General features: G+C 64.7%; 16 protein-coding genes. 7 read left to right on the forward strand and 9 right to left on the reverse strand.

All coding sequences use genetic code 11. From position 1 onward, the window contains the following. Positions 1-293 precede the first annotated feature (293 nt). Together A0J57_RS00005 and A0J57_RS00010 are read left to right on the forward strand one after the other, a co-directional pair. The gene (locus A0J57_RS00005; protein ID WP_061934609.1) at positions 294-752 is read left to right on the forward strand and encodes a response regulator; all 459 of its coding nucleotides are present in this window, start codon (positions 294-296) and stop codon (positions 750-752) included. A gap of 162 nt (positions 753-914) precedes the next feature. Next, complete coding sequence (locus A0J57_RS00010) at positions 915-2,249, forward strand: MFS transporter (protein WP_235600720.1); 1,335 nt, start codon at positions 915-917, stop codon at positions 2,247-2,249. An 18-nt stretch (positions 2,250-2,267) separates the two neighbouring features. Here the strand turns inward: A0J57_RS00010 and A0J57_RS00015 are convergent, their stop codons facing one another. From A0J57_RS00015 to A0J57_RS00045, 7 genes are all read right to left on the reverse strand, one after another. Beyond that, positions 2,268-2,708 carry a DUF6628 family protein gene (locus A0J57_RS00015; protein ID WP_061934605.1) on the reverse strand — a complete coding sequence of 147 codons (441 nt, stop codon included), beginning with the start codon at positions 2,706-2,708 and terminating at the stop codon, positions 2,268-2,270. Positions 2,709-2,776: 68 nt separating this feature from the next. Continuing rightward, on the reverse strand, positions 2,777-4,099 hold the full coding sequence (locus tag A0J57_RS00020) for a folylpolyglutamate synthase/dihydrofolate synthase family protein (RefSeq protein ID WP_061934603.1): 1,323 nt from the start codon (positions 4,097-4,099) through the stop codon (positions 2,777-2,779). Positions 4,100-4,122: 23 nt separating this feature from the next. Then, positions 4,123-4,974: an acetyl-CoA carboxylase, carboxyltransferase subunit beta gene (gene accD, locus A0J57_RS00025; RefSeq protein ID WP_061934601.1), complete on the reverse strand. Its 852-nt coding sequence runs from the start codon at positions 4,972-4,974 to the stop codon at positions 4,123-4,125. Beyond that, the gene (gene trpA, locus A0J57_RS00030; protein WP_044662103.1) at positions 4,971-5,801 is read right to left on the reverse strand and encodes a tryptophan synthase subunit alpha; all 831 of its coding nucleotides are present in this window, start codon (positions 5,799-5,801) and stop codon (positions 4,971-4,973) included. Before trpA ends, accD begins: the two co-directional genes overlap by 4 nt. Before the next feature lie 129 nt (positions 5,802-5,930). Then, the gene (gene trpB / locus A0J57_RS00035; RefSeq protein WP_061934599.1) at positions 5,931-7,172 is read right to left on the reverse strand and encodes a tryptophan synthase subunit beta; all 1,242 of its coding nucleotides are present in this window, start codon (positions 7,170-7,172) and stop codon (positions 5,931-5,933) included. Between the two features lie 90 nt (positions 7,173-7,262). Continuing rightward, positions 7,263-7,907: a phosphoribosylanthranilate isomerase gene (locus A0J57_RS00040; RefSeq protein WP_061934597.1), complete on the reverse strand. Its 645-nt coding sequence runs from the start codon at positions 7,905-7,907 to the stop codon at positions 7,263-7,265. Positions 7,908-7,948: 41 nt separating this feature from the next. After that, positions 7,949-8,842, reverse strand: coding sequence for a lysophospholipid acyltransferase family protein (locus A0J57_RS00045; RefSeq protein ID WP_061934616.1), 894 nt, complete (start codon positions 8,840-8,842; stop codon positions 7,949-7,951). Between the two features lie 53 nt (positions 8,843-8,895). Here A0J57_RS00045 and A0J57_RS00050 point away from each other — a divergent pair, with 53 nt between their 5' ends. The 3 genes from A0J57_RS00050 (at position 8,896) to A0J57_RS00060 (ending at position 11,985) form a co-directional block, all read left to right on the forward strand. Then, a complete protein-coding gene (locus tag A0J57_RS00050; RefSeq protein WP_061934595.1) occupies positions 8,896-10,014 on the forward strand; it encodes a glycosyltransferase in 1,119 nt (372 codons plus the stop codon). A gap of 5 nt (positions 10,015-10,019) precedes the next feature. Then, a complete protein-coding gene (locus A0J57_RS00055) occupies positions 10,020-10,538 on the forward strand; it encodes a YgcG family protein (protein WP_061934593.1) in 519 nt (172 codons plus the stop codon). A gap of 328 nt (positions 10,539-10,866) precedes the next feature. After that, positions 10,867-11,985 carry an acyltransferase family protein gene (locus A0J57_RS00060; protein WP_061934591.1) on the forward strand — a complete coding sequence of 373 codons (1,119 nt, stop codon included), beginning with the start codon at positions 10,867-10,869 and terminating at the stop codon, positions 11,983-11,985. On the opposite strand, the gene A0J57_RS00065 is transcribed toward A0J57_RS00060, so the two are convergent. Both A0J57_RS00065 and gyrA read right to left on the reverse strand, forming a co-directional pair. Further along, on the reverse strand, positions 11,986-12,333 hold the full coding sequence (locus tag A0J57_RS00065; RefSeq protein WP_025552078.1) for a DUF952 domain-containing protein: 348 nt from the start codon (positions 12,331-12,333) through the stop codon (positions 11,986-11,988). It lies immediately after the preceding gene. Then, positions 12,330-15,065: a DNA gyrase subunit A gene (gene gyrA, locus A0J57_RS00070; protein WP_025552080.1), complete on the reverse strand. Its 2,736-nt coding sequence runs from the start codon at positions 15,063-15,065 to the stop codon at positions 12,330-12,332. Before gyrA ends, A0J57_RS00065 begins: the two co-directional genes overlap by 4 nt. Before the next feature lie 274 nt (positions 15,066-15,339). Here gyrA and A0J57_RS00075 point away from each other — a divergent pair, with 274 nt between their 5' ends. Together A0J57_RS00075 and A0J57_RS00080 are read left to right on the forward strand one after the other, a co-directional pair. Further along, positions 15,340-16,620: a hypothetical protein gene (locus A0J57_RS00075; RefSeq protein ID WP_025552082.1), complete on the forward strand. Its 1,281-nt coding sequence runs from the start codon at positions 15,340-15,342 to the stop codon at positions 16,618-16,620. Positions 16,621-16,726: 106 nt separating this feature from the next. After that, positions 16,727-17,995 carry a tetratricopeptide repeat protein gene (locus tag A0J57_RS00080; protein ID WP_061934615.1) on the forward strand — a complete coding sequence of 423 codons (1,269 nt, stop codon included), beginning with the start codon at positions 16,727-16,729 and terminating at the stop codon, positions 17,993-17,995. Positions 17,996-18,018: the final 23 nt, after the last annotated feature.

The following is an 18,018-nucleotide window of genomic DNA, read 5'->3' on the forward strand; positions in this document are numbered from 1 at the left end:
TGGGAAGGCCACCCTGTTTTGAAAAGGAACTCTTCCGTGGAACCGCCGAAAAAATCTGGGCCGCCCCGTCGGACGCCTGGGACCACCGGAGCCCGGCCGACGGGGCGGCCCAGATTTTTTCGGCGGTTCCACGGAAGAGTTCCTTTTCAAAACAGGGTGGCCTTCCCATATCCGGAAGGCCGGGAAATTGACGAATGGTGCTGTCCTTGCGCCCACGCGCCGGGACGACGGGAAACCCCTTCGGGGCCTTGCACGTTGGTCGGGTGAATGGCGCAAATGGGGCGGATCGGCAAATGTTTTTCGGGCTGGTAAAAGGGGAAGCCGAAGCGCGGGGGCGGCGCAAGGCCATACGCAGCGTGCTGGTGGTCGAGGATGAGCCGCTGGTCGCCTTCGACAATGAGCATGTGCTGGAAATGGCCGGCTATCGCGTGGCCGCTACCGTCGACGAATATGCCCATGCAGTCACCATCATGCAGGAGGAAAGCGTCGATCTGGTGATCGCGGATGTGACCCTGCATGGGGAGAAGACAGGCATCGATCTTGCGCGCTTTGCGGCGGGCAGAGGCGTGGCGGTATTGTTCGTGACGGGGGCCTGTCCGATGAATGCGCGGGAAGTCGCCTTGGGATGTTTGGCTAAGCCTTACTCGCCGCGTGATTTGCTGGCGGCGATCGATGTCGTGGATGCGTTGTTGCGTGGGAAGGCGTTGCCGCGCTTTCCGGAGGGGTTACATCTGTTTGGGGATTGTGAGTGAGGGTTGCGTGTAGCCGCAGCCACCTCTTCTAAATTCTTCTAACCGGCGGAGCCGGTAAAGCTGCGTATCCTTCTCACCCAAAGGAGAAGGTTTTTTGGGTGGTTGTTTGAGCGGGCTTTGGTCATATGGTGGTGTTGGATGAGCGCTGATCGGGGGCCATAAGTGACGGATATTGCCGAAGGAACGAAAAATTGGTGGGATGTTATGCGTCCTTATTTCCGGCCAATGCCCTTCGTTTCGTTGCTGATCGGTATATCAAGCGGCTTTCCGCTCATGCTGTTGCTTGGAACGATGGGCTATTGGTTGTCGAAGGTCGGCATTCAGAAATCGACCATCGGTTTTGCCATCGGTCTGACGACGCCCTATACGCTGAAATGGCTCTGGGCACCGATCGTCGACAAGCTGCCGCTGCCGCTGTTGACGAGCTTGTTCGGTCAGCGCCGCGCATGGTTATTCTTCATTCAGGCATTGCTATTTTGCGCGATATGGATGCTTGGCAGCAGTGATCCCGCCCATCACCTGGGATATTTCGCCTTTTGCGCGATCCTTGTCTCGTTTCTAGGCGCGACGCAGGACATCGTCATCGATGCGTATCGCATTGAGATATTGAGTGATGAGGAGATGCCCTATGGTACGGCGACCAATCAGTTTGGTTATCGTCTGGGTGCTTTCTTTTCAGGCGTGGGCACCATCTTTCTTTATTCGCCCGAAACTGGCCTGGGGATGGGCTGGGCATTGGCTTATGGACTGACAGGGTTGCTCGTCCTGCCAGGTACGATCGGGGCGCTGATTGCTGGCGCCGGTATTTATGTCGATCGCCATGCCGAAATGGCGGATAAGAGTATGTCGGTATGGCTCAAGGAAACGGTGCTTAACCCATTTATCGAATTTCTTAGACGGCGTGGATCGGTGCTGATTCTGCTGTTCGTGCTGCTTTACAAGATTGGCGACGCAATGGGACAGAGCATGCTCAATCCCATGATTGTTGATCTGGGTTTTACTGACGCCGAATTCATTGCGATTAATAAGGTGGTTGGCTTCTGGGGCTTGATCGTGGGAACGGCCCTGGCAGCGCCGTTCATTACATGGCTTGGCATGGGGCGCGCCTTGCTTTGGTCCGGTCTGATGATGATGCTGAGCAATCTTACTTTTGTCGGGGTCGCGATGCATGGCCATTCCACCTTGTGGCTCACCATCGCGGTGGCGACCGAACAGGTGACGAGCGGCATTGGATTGACGGTTTTTGTGACATATTTATCCGGGCTATCTAGCTTGGCCTACACAGCGACGCAATTCGCGCTGCTTTCGTCTTTTGCCGCAGTAGGACGAACTTGGCTGGCAGCACCGGCCGGTATTATTGCGGAACGGGCCGGATGGGTGGGATTCTGGCTGACCACCGTGGTCGCCGCCGTGCCTGGGATGCTCCTGTTATGGCTCATTTGGCGAAAGGGTTTCGTCGTCGATAGTGTCAGGCAGCCAAGTACAGACGACGATTGAGGACGCGGTCTAGCCGGTTCAACCTGCCGCGTAGAGATCGAGGGGACGTCCCAGGTCGCGATGTGCCTGGGCGACCGCTTGCAGGCAGGTGAGCGCGCCCAAGGCATGGTCATTGCCCAGTAGCGCGGCGACATCGTCATAAGCCGAGCGGGGCCTGCGCAGCGCGCTGCCGATCGCCTGAATCATCAGCGCCTCGTCGCTCGTCATGCGCGAACAACAGCAGGGTGCGATCAATATCCTGCGGCTGGATGTCCGCGCCAGTTCCAGCATCATCGCCCGCATCAGCACGAGCGGGCGGCGATAGCTGCGGCCGAAGGCGCCCAGCATCGCATTGGCGGCATGGGCATCGTTGACCCCCGCCGTCGCCATGCGGCGCATCACATAGAGGAACAGCCGGTTGCCATAGCCGCCGGGAAGCGGACGGGGCTGATCGAGGGAGGGGGACTCTCCATGAGCCATGCGTTCGTACCTTCTGCCTTGTCGTCGGAAGGCAAGAGTACGCTATTGCGAGTCAATCGCAAGTAAATTCAGTCGGGATATTGACCGTTCAGTCGCAAAATTTCTCCGGCCAAATAGAGCGAGCCGGAAATCAGCAGCTTGGGTTCACGGCCCGGCTGAGCGGCGACGGCGGCAATGGCGTCTTCGGGGCCCGCATGCGCGGTGCAGGCAATGCCCCACCGATCGGCAACGGCGGCGAAGCGTTCCGGCGGATGATGATCGTGACCTGGCACCGGCAGGGCGTGGATATGCGCGATCCGGCCGGCAAAGGGATGGAGATAGGCGTCCAGTTCCTTGTTCGACAGCATGCCGATCATCAGTTCGAGCTTATGCCCCTCAAGCCGCTCGCTGCTGAAAAAGGCGCTGATCGCCTCGCCCGCGCCGGCATTGTGGCCGCCGTCCAGCCAAGCCTCGGTCCCTTCGGGAAGAGGCGCGAGCAAGGGACCATGGTCCAGCCTTTGCAGGCGGGCCGGCCAATGCGCCCAGAGCGGAGCGGCCTTCAACGCGGCTTCGCTGACGGGCACGACATTCTGGTGCCGCAGCATGGCGAAGGCGAGGGCGGCATTATGGATCTGGTGTGCGCCGGGCAGGCGCGGCAAGGGCGTGTCGAGCCGTCCCTGATCGTCGCGATAGTGGAGGCGGTCCCGGTAGGCCGCCGCATCCCAGCTCTCGCCCATGGCGAACCAATGGGTCCGGTTGCGGGCGGCGGCCTCCAGCATCACGGGGAAAAGCGCGTCGGCATAGCGCTGCGTCACCAGCGGCGCCCCGGGTTTGGCGATGCCGGCCTTTTCGGCGGCGATTTCCCTGAGCGTGGTGCCGAGGAAGCTTTGATGGTCGAGGCCAAGCTGCGCGATACCGCAGATCACAGGTTTTTCGATGATGTTGGTGGCGTCAAGGCGGCCGCCAAGGCCCACTTCCACGACGCAGGCATCGGCTGGATGTTCGGAAAAGGCAAGGAAAGCGGCGGCTGTGGTGACTTCGAAGAAGCTGGCGCCGATCCCTTCCGCAACGTCGAGCACGCGCGAGAGGTAATGAGCCAGCGCCTCGTCGGAGATCAGCTTGCCGCTGATGCGGATGCGCTCGTTGAAGCGGACCAGATGGGGAGAGGTGAAGACATGAACCGTCTTCCCGTCCGCCTCCAGCGCGGCGCGCAGGAAGGCGCAGGTCGAGCCCTTGCCATTGGTGCCCGCAACGTGGAAGACGGGCGGCAGGGCGCGATGGGGGTTGCCGATGCGGTCAAGCAGGCGGGCGATGCGGTCCAAACCCAATATGTCGGCGCCCGGCGACAGCGTTGCGAGGCGGTCGAGCTGGGCCTGGACGGCCGGATCGTCGGAGACGGCGTGGTCGGCCATCGGCGCTGGTCTCCCCGATGACCTCAGGCCGCGGCGCGAGGGGCGAGGTAGCCGATCACCCGGGCCAGCGTGTCGCGCAGTTCGCTGCGATGGACGACCATGTCCAGCATGCCGTGCTCCAGCAGATATTCCGCGCGTTGGAAGCCGTCGGGCAGCTTTTCGCGGATCGTGCTTTCGATGACGCGCTGGCCCGCAAATCCGATGAGCGCATTGGGCTCCGCGATCTGGATGTCGCCCAGCATGGCGTAGCTGGCCGTGACGCCGCCGGTCGTCGGATCGGTCAGCACCACGATATAGGGCAGGCCCGCCGCGTGAAGCTTCTGGATGGCCACGGTGGAGCGCGGCATCTGCATGAGGGAAAGTATGCCTTCCTGCATGCGCGCGCCGCCCGCTGCGGTGAAGATCACATAGGGGCATTTATGGGCAATGGCTTCGTTGACGCCCTGGATGAAGGCGGCGCCGACGCCCATGCCCATGGAACCGCCCATATAGGCGAAATTCTGCACGCCCATGACAACCGGCACGTCATCGATGGCGCCCCGCGCGTTGATCAGCGCGTCCTGGTCGCCCGTCGCGGCGCGTGCGGCCCTGATGCGGTCCGGATAGCGCTTGGAATCACGGAATTTCAGCGGGTCTTCCTGCACCTGCGGGGTCGGCAGCAGGATGAAACCGGCATCGAGTATCTGTTCGAACCGCTCCGCAGGTCCGATGCGGCCATGATGGTCGCAGCGCGGGCAGACGGAAAGATTGTCCTCCCACTCCTTGATGAAGATCATCTCGGCGCAGGAGGGGCATTTGTGCCACAGCGTTTCGGCGGTGGTTTCCTTCTTCGTCATGAAGGGCAGGGCGTTGCGGACGCGGTTGATCCAGCTCATGCGGCGGTCTCCCGGAAATGAGGGCTGTTGGCGTTCAGCGCGCCGCGAAGGGCAGCGACGAACTCCTTGACGAAGGGGGCGGCGGCGTCGCCGTGCGAGCCGATGATGTCGACGATGGCGGACCCCACCACCACGCCGTCGGCCACGCGGCCAATGGCGGCAGCCTGTTCGGCGGAACGCACGCCGAATCCCACCGCGATGGGAAGGTCGGTGGCGGTCTTCAGCCGGGCCACCGCCTGTTCGACGGCAGCCTGGGCGGCCTGCTGCTTGCCGGTGATGCCTGCGACGGCGACATGATAGAGGAAGCCGCTGGCGCCGTTTAGCACGGCTGGCAGGCGGGCCGCGTCGGTCGTCGGCGTGGCGAGGCGGATCAGGTGGATGCCGGCCGCGCGCAGGGCGGGACCGATTTCGGCGTCTTCCTCCGGCGGCACGTCGACGCAGACCACGCCGTCGACGCCTGCGGCGCTGCACTGGTCGGCGAACCATTGGGGGCCGCGCACGAGCATCGGATTGGCATAGCCCATCAGGACCAGCGGGGTTTCAGGGTGCCTGGCGCGGAAGGCGCTGGCGAGGGCGAAAATATCCTTCGTCTTCGTTCCGGAGCCGAGGCTGCGCAGGTTCGCCAGTTCGATGGCGGGGCCGTCGGCCATCGGATCGGTGAAGGGCATTCCGAGTTCGATGATGTCGGCGCCGCCCTCTACCAGTGCATCGAGGATCGCGGGGGTGTCGGCCACGCTGGGGTCGCCCGCCGTCACAAAGGTGACGAGCGCGGCGCGGCCCTGCGATTTGCAGGCGGCAAAGCGGGCGGAGAGGCGGTCAACGGTCATATCGAATTCCCAAACCCGACACGCAACGCGCTCCCGCGAAGGTGGCGGCCCGGTCCACGGGTCGCGTGAACAGGTGACGGTTGAACGGGGTTGCTGCCTTCGCAGGAGCAAGACATATGGCGGGCGAGGTCATATCTCCACCCCCAGGGCGCTCGCCACGGTGAAGATGTCCTTGTCGCCGCGGCCGGACAGGTTGACGACGATGATCTGGTCGGCGTCGAGCGTAGGCGCGACCTTTTCCGCGCTGGCGATCGCATGGGCGGATTCGAGCGCGGGGATGATGCCTTCCAGCGCGGAGAGCTTCTGGAAGCTGGCGAGCGCTTCGTCGTCTGTGATGGGCATATATTCGACACGGCCGATTTCATGCAGCCAGCTATGTTCAGGCCCGATGCCGGGATAGTCGAGACCGGCGGAGATGCTGTGCGCTTCGGTGATCTGCCCGTCTTCGTCCTGGAGCAGATAGGTGCGGTTGCCGTGCAATATGCCCGACTTGCCGCCGGCCAGGCTCGCCGCATGCTTGCCGGCCAGGCCTTCGCCCGCCGCTTCGACGCCGATCATCTTGACCTCCGCATCGTCGAGGAAGGGATGGAACAGGCCGATGGCGTTGGAACCGCCGCCGACCGGCGCGATCAGCATGTCGGGCAGGCGGCCTTCCAGTTCCAGTATCTGTTCGCGCGCTTCCCGGCCGATGACGGACTGGAAGTCGCGCACCAGCTCCGGATAGGGGTGCGGGCCGGCCGCCGTGCCGATGATGTAGAAAGTGTCGTGCACGTTCGACACCCAATGGCGCAGCGCATCGTTCATCGCGTCCTTCAGCGTCTGCGATCCCGAAACCACGGGGATAACCTCCGCGCCCAGCAGCTTCATGCGGAAGACGTTGGGCTTCTGCCGCTCCACATCCTTCGCGCCCATGAAGATCTTGCATTCCATGCCGAACAGGGCGGCGACGGTTGCCGTGGCGACACCGTGCTGGCCCGCGCCGGTTTCGGCAATGACCTTCTTCTTGCCCATGCGCCGGGCGAGCAGCGCCTGGCCGATGCAATTGTTGATCTTGTGCGCGCCGGTGTGGTTCAGTTCCTCGCGCTTCAGATAGATTTTCGCGCCCTTGCCGGGTGCGGCTTCGGCGCGCAGCGCTTCGGTCAGACGCCCGGCATAGTAAAGCGGGTTCGGGCGGCCGACATAGCTGCGCAGCAATTCGGTGAATTCGGCATCGAACGCCGGGTCCTGCCTGGCGTCCCTGTAGACCTTCTCCAGCTCCAGAATGAGCGGCATGAGGGTTTCGGCCACATAACGGCCGCCAAAGGAACCGAAATGGCCGGAGGCGTCGGGCTGTGAACGCAGGCTGTTGGGCAGGGTAATGCTGTCGGTCATCGCTTCTATCTCTTCAGTCATGGGGTTGGATCACCTGGGCAAGTGATCAACGCCATCGAAGGCCGATGCGTTCTAAAAGGATGCTCTGCGTCAACATGCCGACGCCGCATTGCAGAAGGCCATGATCTTGTCCACACTCTTGATGCCGGGCGCGCTTTCGACGCCGGACGAAACATCGACCAGCGGCGCGCCTGTGATGCGGACGGCTTCGGCCACATTGTCGATGCCAAGGCCTCCGGAAAGACCCCAGGGCAACGACAGGGAAGCGCCGCGCAGCAGCGTCCAGTCGAAGCGCAGGCCCATTCCGCCGGGGAGAGCCGCGCCCTCGGGCGTCTTGGCGTCGAACAGGATGAAATCGGCAGCGCCCGCATAGGCGCCCGCGGCGTCGATGTCGGCGCGGGTCTTCACCGGAATGGCTTTCCAGACGGGAATGCCGAAGCGCTGACGGATGGCCGCCACGCGTTCGGGAATTTCCTTCCCATGTAGCTGAAGGGCGGTGAGGGCGTCCGTGGCGCTGAGATCGGCCAGTGTCTCGTCGGTTGGATCGACCAGCACGGCGACGCGCCCGACATGGGACGGGACGGGCGCTGCCAGGGCGCGCAACCGGTCCGCTTCTACATGACGGGGACTTTTAGGGAAATGGATGAATCCTAGATGCGTGGCGCCCGCGCGCATGGCGGCGCCGACCGTGTCAGGCGTCGAAAGGCCGCAGATCTTGATGGCGAGTCGGGACATGGGGGCGCTTTAGCGGGTGCGGCAGGGCGTGAGAACCGCTTTCATCCCGCCACCTGTTCGCTCCGGGAAGCCACAAGGGCGGGGGAAGCAGTCGCCAGGTCCATATCGTGCAACGCCAGCCATTGGTCCGCATGGTCGATGCATGCCTTGCCCAGATAGGCGTCGATGGCGTCGAGCAGTTCCGCCTCCTCCATGGCCTTGGGGTCGAGCGGCGGGTGCCAGTCGAGATGGAAGTGCGCGCCCTTCGTCCGGGCAAGGGTGAAGGGCAGGAAGCGGGCATTGCTGCGCCGGGCGAGGCGCAGGGCGATGGAAAGGTTGCCCGACGGTTCGAGGTCGCGGCCGAAACGGGGAAACCAGACCTGCCGGTCGCGCCGTTCGTCCACGAGGATATAGAGCATCGGGCGCTCCTTTTCCGAAAGGTGCCGCAGGATGGCGCGGGCCGCGCCGCTGCTGCCCGTAATCGCTTCCCCCATATAGCTTTCCCGCGCCCGCTTCAGCATCGCGGCCTGCGCCGCATTGTCCGGCGGATCGTAGACGCCCAGGCCGGGGCGGTCGGTCGACGCCTTCAGATGAGCGGCGAGCAGGTCCCAATTGCCGATATGGGTCGTCAGGAAAATCATCGGCCGTGGCGAAGCCAGCGCTTCCCGATAGGCTGCCTCGTCAGCGATGGTCACGTGCCGGTCGTTCACCAGCCGGTCCACATTGGCGAGTTCGGCCATGGTGCGGCCCAGATTGAACCAGCGGCGGGTGAGCATCCTCTCCCGGGTTGCCTGGTCCAGTTCGGGGCGCAGGACGGCAAGGTTCCTGCGGGCTCGTTCATCCCGCAATTTCATGGACCTGCGCGCGACATTGGCCGACAGCCAGCCTCCCAGCCAGGAGGCGAGGGATGCCGGAAGGATACGGAGGAGGGTGAAGAGAAAGGGGTTGGAGAGCATCGCGCCTGCCGTCATACAGCAGCGGTCGGGGCGGTAAAGGGCTTGGATTTGCGATGAGTTGGGCCTTGGGGCTTTGGGTGATCCTGCAGGGGCTGAGCGTGATCGGCGTGCTCAACTATTGGCGGCATCTGCCGACGGACCGGCAGGAGGAGGCGCCGGAGGGCGTCGTCATGCTGCTGTCGGTGCGGGACGATTGGGATGGGAGCCCCGGTCTCATCGCGCGGCTGAAGGCGCAGACGGCCCGGTTCCGGCTGGTGGTCGCCACCTCCGGCGCATGCGCGGCGGCGGAGGCGATGGCTGCGCGCGAGGGGGATTGGGTGCAGCTCGTTCGTGCCGGCATCGCCGGGGACGAGGGGCAGAAGGTTCACAAGCTGCGCGCGGCCCTGCGCTCCCTGCGGGAGGCCGATCGCTATCTGGTTTTCGTGGATGCGGACATCATGCCGCCGCCGCGGCTGGTGGGTCGGCTGCTCTTTCCCCTGGTGCGGGGAAAGGCCGACATCGTGACGGGATACCGGCTGTTGTTGCCCGAAGCGGGCGTGGCGGCTGCGCTGGTGGGCGCGGTTGAAATGCAACTGGCGACTCTGCCCAGAGCCGCGAGCGCGACCATGCCCTGGGGCGGGGCCATGGCGCTGACGCGGGAGACGGCGGAGCGGCTGGAACTGGATGCCGCGCTGGCGGGGCGGCTGTCCGACGACATGGCGATCGGGCTGGCCGGATGGCGGGCGAAGCTGCGGTTGCGGCCGGTGCGCGATCTGCTGGTCGCCAGTCCGCTGGCGCGGCAAGGGGCGCTGGCTTTTGCCGTGCGGCAGTATCGCCATGTCCTGACCAACAGTCCGGGCATGTGGGGGATCGCCTGCGCCGTAGCGGGCGTGCAGGCGCTGGGCTGGGTCTGGGCGGTGGGATGGGGCGGCTGGAGCGCCGTGGCGGTGGGTTATGCAGCGGCTCTCGGCCGGGCGCTGGCGCGGCGGCGGATCGTCGCGGGCGTGCTGGAACCCGGCCAGGCGCGGACGGCGCGGCGGTCGCTCCGGTGGGACGTGCTGGCGCCATTTGTCGTGTGCTGGGCGCATTGGGGAATTCAGTTGGCGGCGGCCTGCTCCAACCGGATCAGATGGGGCGGCTATGATTATTGGATGAGGAATGGAAAGGTCGCGCGGATGGAGAAGGTGGGATGAGGGCCATGCCGGTCCGCCTTCTGCTGCTCTGCGCCGCTGCGCTGGCGATCCCCGGCCTGAAAGCGCAAACGGCGCCTCAGGAAACGGCGTCTCAGGAAACAGCCGGGCGGGCCGAACCGGCCGTGGCGCTGGCCGGGCGGGTGACCGATGCAGCCGGTATTTTCAGTGTCGGGCAGGAGGAAGCGCTGTCCCTGAAGCTCGAAAAGCTGGAGCGATCGACCAGGCACCAGATGGTTGTCGCCACCGTGGCGTCCCTTGACGGGGCGGAGATCGGATCGTTCACCACCGATCTGGCGAACCAGTGGGGCATCGGGCGCAAGGGCCATGACGATGGCGTGGTCCTGCTGGTCGCCCCGAACGAGCAACTGGTCCGCATCGCCGTGGGCTTCGGGCTGGAAAGCGTGCTGACGGACGCCTATTGCCAGGGCGTCATCGACAAAAAGATGATCCCCCATTTCCGGAAGGGCGATCTTTACAGCGGCGTGAACGCCGGTGTCGACGCACTGATCGAGCGGCTGGATTGAGCGCCCTCCATTCCGCCAGGGACAGCCGCTCTGTTCCCGTATTTCTCCGCTCTTTCCGGGCCAGTGGCTATTCCGTCGCTTGCGAATTGTCCTAGAGCCGATCGACATTCAGCCCTGACGGCCTGCAAATGACGCTTTTCCGTGCTTCCGGTGCTCACGTACCTTGAGTAGGCTGCGCTCCGGGTCACGGAAAACCACCATTTTCGGCTCGTCATCTTCTGAATGTCGATTGGCTCTAGGCGATCGCCCTTAATGGCTTTCGACGCCGGAAACGCCTATCCAACAAAGAAAAATCGGGCGCACGATGAGCGAGCGAAAGGCGTCATCGATGCAATGCGCGACACAACGTTGGGAGTGGCTGGACTGTGCCAAGGGAATTGGCATCGTCACCGTCGTGGTGGGCCATGCGGTCACGGGGCGGCTGCATGACTGGATCTACCTGTTCCACATGCCGCTGTTCTTCATCCTGTCGGGCATAGCCTATCATTCCGAACCGTCCGCGCAGTTGATCTACAAGCGCGTCTTTTCCCTGCTGCTGCCTTATGGCTGCTTCCTCACATTGCTGACGGGCATGCAGGACGCCGGCATGATGCTGGATGGGAAAAGCTGGTCCGCGATCTTCCATTCCGACCTGCTGCTGGCCCGGCGCATGCTGTTCGGCGGGCGGCAGCTTACCGGCTGGTTCGGAACGGCCTGGTTCATCACCGTCCTTTTCGGGGCGCAGGTCGCCTTCAACGCCATGGCCCGGCGCATGGGGGAGGGGTGCGGGGTGCGGTTGATCCCGCTGCTCCTGCTGATGCTGGTCATCGCCTATCCGCTGGGCGGCTATTCGCTGGCGTGGAATATGGCGGTGCTGCCCATGGCGATATTCTTCCTCGGCATCGGCAGCCTTTGGGCATCGACCTTCCTGCTGGGAGGCGAGCCGGTGTTCGAAGGCCCGGTGCACCTGCTGATCGCCATCGTGACGCTGCTGCTGACGCCCTTCATCCTGCCGATGGACATGAAGTTCGGCCATTATGGCTCGGCCCTGACCAGCGTCGCAGGGGCGATCGGATGGTCGCACATGATCGTGTGGCTGAGCCGGTGGCTGGCATCGGGGCCGCTGACGCCGCTTGGCATCGGCCGCAAATTCGCCCTGCTGGGACGGGCGTCCCTCGTGATCCTCTTCATGCACAGGATGGTGCTGATCGAGACGCAGCCATGGTGGCCCGCCTCCGTGCGCATCGTGGTGGCGCTGGCGGGCCCGGTCCTGTTCTATCTGCTGCTCGAAAGAAGCTCGCCAATCATTCGGCTCGGCCTGCTGGGACTGCGCCGGCCGGTCCCGCCACCGGCATGGGTGCGCAGGATCGACGGACTATTGCATCATCCTGCCATGGCTGTCAGGGCGCAGGGGGTCATGACGGCGCCGCCACCTGCCGCGCGGGCGCGCCGCGCCAGAGGCCGGTGATCAGAAACCCGCCGGAAAGAGATGCCTGCCCTGCTCGTCCAGGCGCAGGACCACCTTGCCTGCAACGGCGCTGAGCGGCAGGTCGCCATAGAGGTGCGGGAAGAGGGCGCCGCCGCGCGACTCTTCCCATTTCAGTGCGTCCCCGAAAGGCGCCAGGTCGACCATCAGCATCACCAGATGGTCCTGCCCCGCAAAATGCCTGGCGGCGGTTTCGGCAGCCTGTTCGCGGGTGGACATGTGGATATAGCCATCCGCAAGATCGACCGGCGCGCCCTTGAACACGCCGTCCGCCTTCAACTGGTCATACTGATCCCCGGTCAGGATCTTGTAGGCGAAGAGGTCTGTCACTCTTCGGCCAGGTCCGGATCGGCTTCGGGGCTGACGTCCGGGCTGACTTCCAGGCCGGCGGGGGTGCTCACCTCCGTCTCCTCGTCGCTTTCCTCGATCTTCGCCGCGCTGACGACATGCTCGTCGTCGGACACGTTGAAGAGGCGCACGCCCGCCGAGCTGCGACCGATGACGCGGAGGGATTCAAGGCCCATGCGGATCAGCTTGGCCTGGTCGGTGACGAGCATCAGATGGTCGCCGTGCCGCGCCGGGAAGCTGGCGACGACAGGACCGTTGCGGCCGATATTGTCGATATTGGTGATGCCCTGCCCACCGCGTCCGGTGCGGCGATAGTCATAGGCCGAGGACAGCTTGCCATAGCCGTTCGCGCAGACGGTGAGGATGAACTGTTCCTTGGCCGCCAGTTCGGCAAAGCGTTCCGCGCTCATCTGCGGCGAGCCTTCCTTCTCCGCCTTCCAGGGGGCGAAGCGGAGATAGTCGTCGCGTTCTTCCTGATCCTTGATGCCGGCGCGATGAAGGATGGAGAGCGAGATGACCTCATCGTCCTTCTTCAGCGTCATGCCGCGCACGCCGGTGGAGGTGCGGCTCTGGAATTCGCGCACGTCCGTCGCCTGGAAACGGATCGCCTTGCCCTGGCGGGTGGCGAGCAGCACGTCATCCTCTTCGGTGAGCAGCGCCACGCCGATCAGGCGGTCGCTGCTTTCATCGTCGAAGCGCATCGCGATCTTGCCATTCGACGGGATGTTGGCGAAGGCGTCCATGCTGTTGCGGCGCACCGTGCCGTTCGCGGTGGCGAACATGACGTGCAGATCCTTCCAGCTCTCCTCATCCTCGGGCAGCGGCAGCACGGTCTGGATCGTCTCGCCGGGGCCGAGCGGCAGCAGGTTCACCATCGGCCGCCCGCGCGTCGCCGGCCCGCCTTCGGGCAGGCGCCAGACCTTGAGGCGATAGACCTTGCCCGCCGTCGAGAAGAACAGGACCGGCGTATGGGTGGAGGTCACGAACAATTCGGTGATCGCGTCCTCATCCTTCGTCGCCATGCCGGAGCGGCCCTTGCCGCCGCGCGCCTGGGCGCGGAAGCTCTCCAGCGGGGTGCGCTTGATATAGCCCTGCACGGTGACGGTGACGACCATCTCCTCCCGCTCGATCAGGTCTTCGTCGTCTATGCCGTCGGCGGCGGCGGTGATCTCCGACAGGCGCGGGGTGGCGAAGTCGCGCTCGATCGCCTCGAACTCCTCACGCATCACGGCGTAGAGCTTCACGCGGTCGCCGAGGATGGCGAGATATTCGGCAATGGCGGCGGCGAGTTCCGCCAGTTCATTGCCGATCTCATCCCGGCCGAGCGCGGTCAGGCGATGCAGGCGCAGGTCGAGGATCGCGCGGACCTGCGTGTCCGACAGGCGATAGCTGTCGCCGCTGACTTCCGTTTCGATCGCTTCCACCAGACGCAGATAGGGCGCGATCTCCGCCACCGGCCAGTCGCGGGCGAGCAGGGTTTCACGCGCTTCGGCAGGGCTGGCCGAGCCCCGGATGATGCGGACGACTTCGTCGAGGTTCGTGACCGCGATGACGAGGCCCAGCAAGATATGCGCGCGGTCGCGGGCCTTGTTGAGCTCATATTTGGTGCGGCGGGTGATGACCTCTTCGCGGAAGCGGACGAACGCCTCTATGATGTCGCGGATGTTGAGCAGTTCCGGGCGGCCGCCGCGAATGGCGAGCATGTTGGCCGGGAAGCTCGACTGGGCGGGGGTGTTGCGCCACAGCTGGTTCAGCACGACTTCGGGCGTGGCGTCGCGCTTCAGGTCCATGACGATCCGCACGCCTTCGCGGCTCGATTCGTCGCGAATGTCGCTGATCCCCTCGATCCGCTTGTCCTTGGCGGCTTCGGCGATCTTTTCGACCAGGCCGTTCTTGCCGACCTGATAGGGAATGGCGGTGAGGACGATGGAACGGCGGTCGCCGCGCCCTTCCTCGATTTCGTGCCGGGCGCGCATCATGATCGAGCCGCGGCCGGTATGATAGGCGCTGCGGGCGCCGGACTGGCCGAGGATGAGCGGCGCGGTCGGGAAGTCGGGGCCGGGGACGATCTGGATCAGTTCGTCCACGGTGATGCCGGTGTTGTCGATATAGGCCAGGCAGGCGCGGATCACTTCGCCAAGGTTATGCGGCGGGATGTTGGTCGCCATGCCGACCGCGATGCCGCCCGCGCCGTTGACCAGCAGGTTGGGGAAGCGCGCGGGCAGCACCTGCGGCTCGCTTTCCGAAGCGTCGTAGTTCGGCTGGAAATCGACGGTGTCCTTGTCGAGATCGTCCAGCAGGGCGTTCGTCACCTTGGCGAGCCGCGCTTCGGTATAGCGCATGGCCGCCGGCGGGTCCGGGTCCATGGAGCCGAAATTGCCCTGCCCGTCGATCAGCGGCACGCGCATCGACCAGTCCTGGGTCATGCGCGCCAATGCGTCGTAGATCGCCGTGTCGCCATGGGGGTGATATTTACCGATCACGTCGCCGACGATGCGGGCCGACTTGCGATAGGGCTTGTTGTAGGTGAAGCCCGATTCATGGGCGGAAAAGAGAATGCGGCGATGCACCGGCTTCAGACCGTCGCGCACGTCCGGCAGGGCGCGGGCGACGATCACCGACATGGCATAGTCGAGATAGCTCGCCTTCATCTCCTCCACGATGGAGATGGGGCTGATGTCCGAAGGGTCGGCGAGGGCAGTCTCGTCGGTCAATGCGATTCTCTTTTTGGATGGATATGGTTCGTTGCTGCTGCACTAGCGGAGCGAAACAATATTGTCACCCCTCGCGCGCACGCGCGCACGCGACGGGAATGAGCGGTATGGACCATGAGCCGCGCGATCGGCGCGCCAGATTGTTTCGCGCGATCCGTTCCTTGGGGCTGACAGGCGGTTAACTGGTGCATATAGGTCGTTCAAACGTTATTCACGCGCCGACCCCTAATCGGCGTAAACAAAGGCCGCCTGTCCCCCGGGCGCAGAGGAGAAGATGAACATGCGTTTTGTTACCCCCGTGGCGCTCGCGCTGACTCTCGCGCTGGCTGGCGGCGCCGTTTCGGTTCCGGCATTCGCGGCCAAGAAGGAAGAGAAGAAGGGCGGCGCGCCCAAGCTGAACGTCTCGCCCGACGTGGTGAAGGCGCTGCAGACCGCGCAGCAAGCCGCCGAGAAGCAGGATTTCGCAGCGGCAAAGGCCGCGCTGGCCGACGCCGACAGCAAGGCCAAGTCGAACGACGACAAATATCAGATCGGCGCCATCAAGCTGAATACCTCCATCGCCGGCAAGGATGCGGCGATGCAGAGCGAAGCGCTGACCCAGATGCTGGACAGCGGCCTCACCCCGCCGGAACAGGCCGGCCAGTTCAACGCCGTCGCCGCCGACCAGGCGCTGCAGGCGAAGAATTACGATCTTGCCATCACCCGCGCCCAGGCCGCGGCGCAGGCCGGTTACAAGCCCGAAGCGGTGAACGTGACGCTGGCGCAGGCCTATTTCGGCAAGGCCGGCACCGCCAACGCTTCGGTCGAGCCGCAGCGTGGCCTGAACCAGCAGGGTCTGGCCGCGCTCAAGGCCGCGGCGGACGCCACCAGGGCCTCGGGCGGCCAGGTGCCGGCGCAATGGTACCAGATCGGCGTCAGCCGCGCGGCGACGGCGAAGCTGCCTGAAGTCACCGAATGGGCCAAGATGGCCTATCAGGCAGCGCCCAGCGGCGAAAATCTGCGCACGCTGATCCGTCTGTTCCAGCAGGCCAATCCCAATATCTCGAACCGCGAGAATCTGGACGTGCTGCGCCTGATGGCGACCTCCGGCGGCCTGGTCGTGGCGCAGGATTATCTGGAATATGCCGAAATGGCGTCGAAGACCGGCATCTATGGCGAAGTGAAGTCCGCGATCGACGCGGGCCGCGGCAAGGGCGTGCTGAACGCCAGCCAGGGCGGTGACCTGTACCAGCCTGCCGTGTCCAAGATCGCGGGCGACAAGGGCTCGCTGGGCACGGCAGAGGCCGATGCGCGCAAGGCGGCCAATGGCAAGATCGCGGCGGCCACGGCCGATGCCTATCTGGGCTATGGCGACTATGCCAAGGCGGCGGCGATGTTCGAACTCGCCAAGCAGAAGGGCGGCGTCGACGCGGACGAGATCAACACCCGCATGGGCATCGCCAAGGCTCTGGGTGGCGACAATGCTTCGGCCAAGGCGGCTTTCCAGTCGGTGCAGGCCGGTTCGCGCAAGCAGATCGCCGATCTGTGGCTGGCCTATCTGGCCACCAAGGCCTGATCTTTGCCTGATGGAGGCGCGCTGCCCGGTCCGGGCGGTGCGCCTTTTTCATCTTCGAACATGATGACGGTCTGGCCGGAGCCAGGCGACAAGGGGGATGGCTGACATGGCCATGATGAGACATTCGAATCTGACCTGCGGGCTGCTGGCCGGCGCCGCCCTGATGGCGGCCGCGCCCGCCGTTGCGAAGAAGCCGGCCGTCGGCCCCGCGATCCAGATGTCGGACAGTTTCCGCGCCGCGACGCAGGCGGCGGACAGCGCGATCAAGGCCGGGGATGTCTCGACCGCGCAGGCCCAGATTTCGGGCCTGATGCCGGTCAGCGATTTCGAGGCCTATGTGGCGGCGGGCCTGCGGTTCCAGCTGGCGGTGCTGAAGGTCGACCGGCAGGCGCAGCGGGTGGCATTGAACGACATGTTCAAGACCTCCTCGGTGCCCAAGGGCGATATGCCGCGCCTGCGCTATATCGCGGGCTATCTGTCCTATATCGTCGGCAATTACGACGATGCGACGGCGCAGCTCGATTACGCCCGGACGCTCGGTTACGATCCGATCGACGCCACCATGCTGCGCGCGGACATCGCCATCCGGCGCAACAAGCCCAAGGATGCGCGAGGTTTCGTGCAGGAGGCGCTGGCGCGGCAGCGGACGGCCGGGCAGCCGATACCGGCCGCCTGGTACGACCGGGCGATCTCCATGGCCTATCAGGCAGGGGACTGGACGGAGTTGGGGGCGTTGTATCGGGAGCGCCTTGCCCATTATGATTCGGCAGGGGAATGGCGGTCCGCTCTCGCCAATTACCTGACGGCGCCCGGCATGGATGCGCAGGTGCAGCTCGACCTCTATCGCCTGCAGGCGGCCAATGGCGCCATGGCGAGCGAGCGCGACTACCAGGCTTATGCGCAACTGGCCGACAAGACGGGCTATAGCGCGGAGACCAAGGCGATCATCGAGGCCGGTCGCTCGGCCGGCAAGCTGACGCCGACACAGGCGGCGACGGCGCAATTGCTGAAGAGCGCCACGCCCAAGGCTGCGAAGGAAATCGCGGGCCTGCCCGCTGCGGCGAAGAAGGCGTCGGCGGCAAAGGACGGGTCGGCAGCCATGGCCGTGGGCGACACCTATTTCTCGCTCGGCCAGTTCCCGCAGGCGGTCGAGCAATATCGCCTTGCCCTGAGCAAGGGAGGCGTCGATGCCGGCAGGGCCAATGCACGGCTTGGCGTGGCGCTGGCGCGGTCGGGCGATCTGGCCGGGGCGAAGGCCTCACTGGGACAGGTGACGACGGGCAACTGGGCGAATGTCGCTGGCTTCTGGTCCGTCTGGGTGGATCAGCAGAGCAGGAAGACGGCCTCCATGCCGACGGTGGCGCCTGCGAGCTGAGGGAGAAGCCGGGCTGCTTGTTG

Origin of the sequence: Sphingobium sp. 22B (assembly GCF_001580035.1) — a bacterium.
Taxonomy (GTDB): Bacteria; Pseudomonadota; Alphaproteobacteria; order Sphingomonadales; family Sphingomonadaceae; genus Sphingobium; species Sphingobium fuliginis.

Coding starts and splice junctions, on each gene's coding strand:
- A0J57_RS00020 (WP_061934603.1), bottom strand. CDS start 4,099: ATGGCCGACCACGCCGTCTCCGACGATCCGGCCGTCCAGGCCCAGCTC.
- A0J57_RS00055 (WP_061934593.1), top strand. CDS start 10,020: ATGCCGGTCCGCCTTCTGCTGCTCTGCGCCGCTGCGCTGGCGATCCCC.
- A0J57_RS00080 (WP_061934615.1), top strand. CDS start 16,727: ATGGCCATGATGAGACATTCGAATCTGACCTGCGGGCTGCTGGCCGGC.
- A0J57_RS00075 (WP_025552082.1), top strand. CDS start 15,340: ATGAACATGCGTTTTGTTACCCCCGTGGCGCTCGCGCTGACTCTCGCG.
- A0J57_RS00050 (WP_061934595.1), top strand. CDS start 8,896: ATGAGTTGGGCCTTGGGGCTTTGGGTGATCCTGCAGGGGCTGAGCGTG.
- accD (WP_061934601.1), bottom strand. CDS start 4,974: ATGAGCTGGATCAACCGCGTCCGCAACGCCCTGCCCTTCATGACGAAG.
- A0J57_RS00045 (WP_061934616.1), bottom strand. CDS start 8,842: ATGCTCTCCAACCCCTTTCTCTTCACCCTCCTCCGTATCCTTCCGGCA.
- trpB (WP_061934599.1), bottom strand. CDS start 7,172: ATGACCGACAGCATTACCCTGCCCAACAGCCTGCGTTCACAGCCCGAC.
- A0J57_RS00060 (WP_061934591.1), top strand. CDS start 10,867: ATGCAATGCGCGACACAACGTTGGGAGTGGCTGGACTGTGCCAAGGGA.
- A0J57_RS00040 (WP_061934597.1), bottom strand. CDS start 7,907: ATGTCCCGACTCGCCATCAAGATCTGCGGCCTTTCGACGCCTGACACG.
- A0J57_RS00005 (WP_061934609.1), top strand. CDS start 294: ATGTTTTTCGGGCTGGTAAAAGGGGAAGCCGAAGCGCGGGGGCGGCGC.
- A0J57_RS00015 (WP_061934605.1), bottom strand. CDS start 2,708: ATGGCTCATGGAGAGTCCCCCTCCCTCGATCAGCCCCGTCCGCTTCCC.
- trpA (WP_044662103.1), bottom strand. CDS start 5,801: ATGACCGTTGACCGCCTCTCCGCCCGCTTTGCCGCCTGCAAATCGCAG.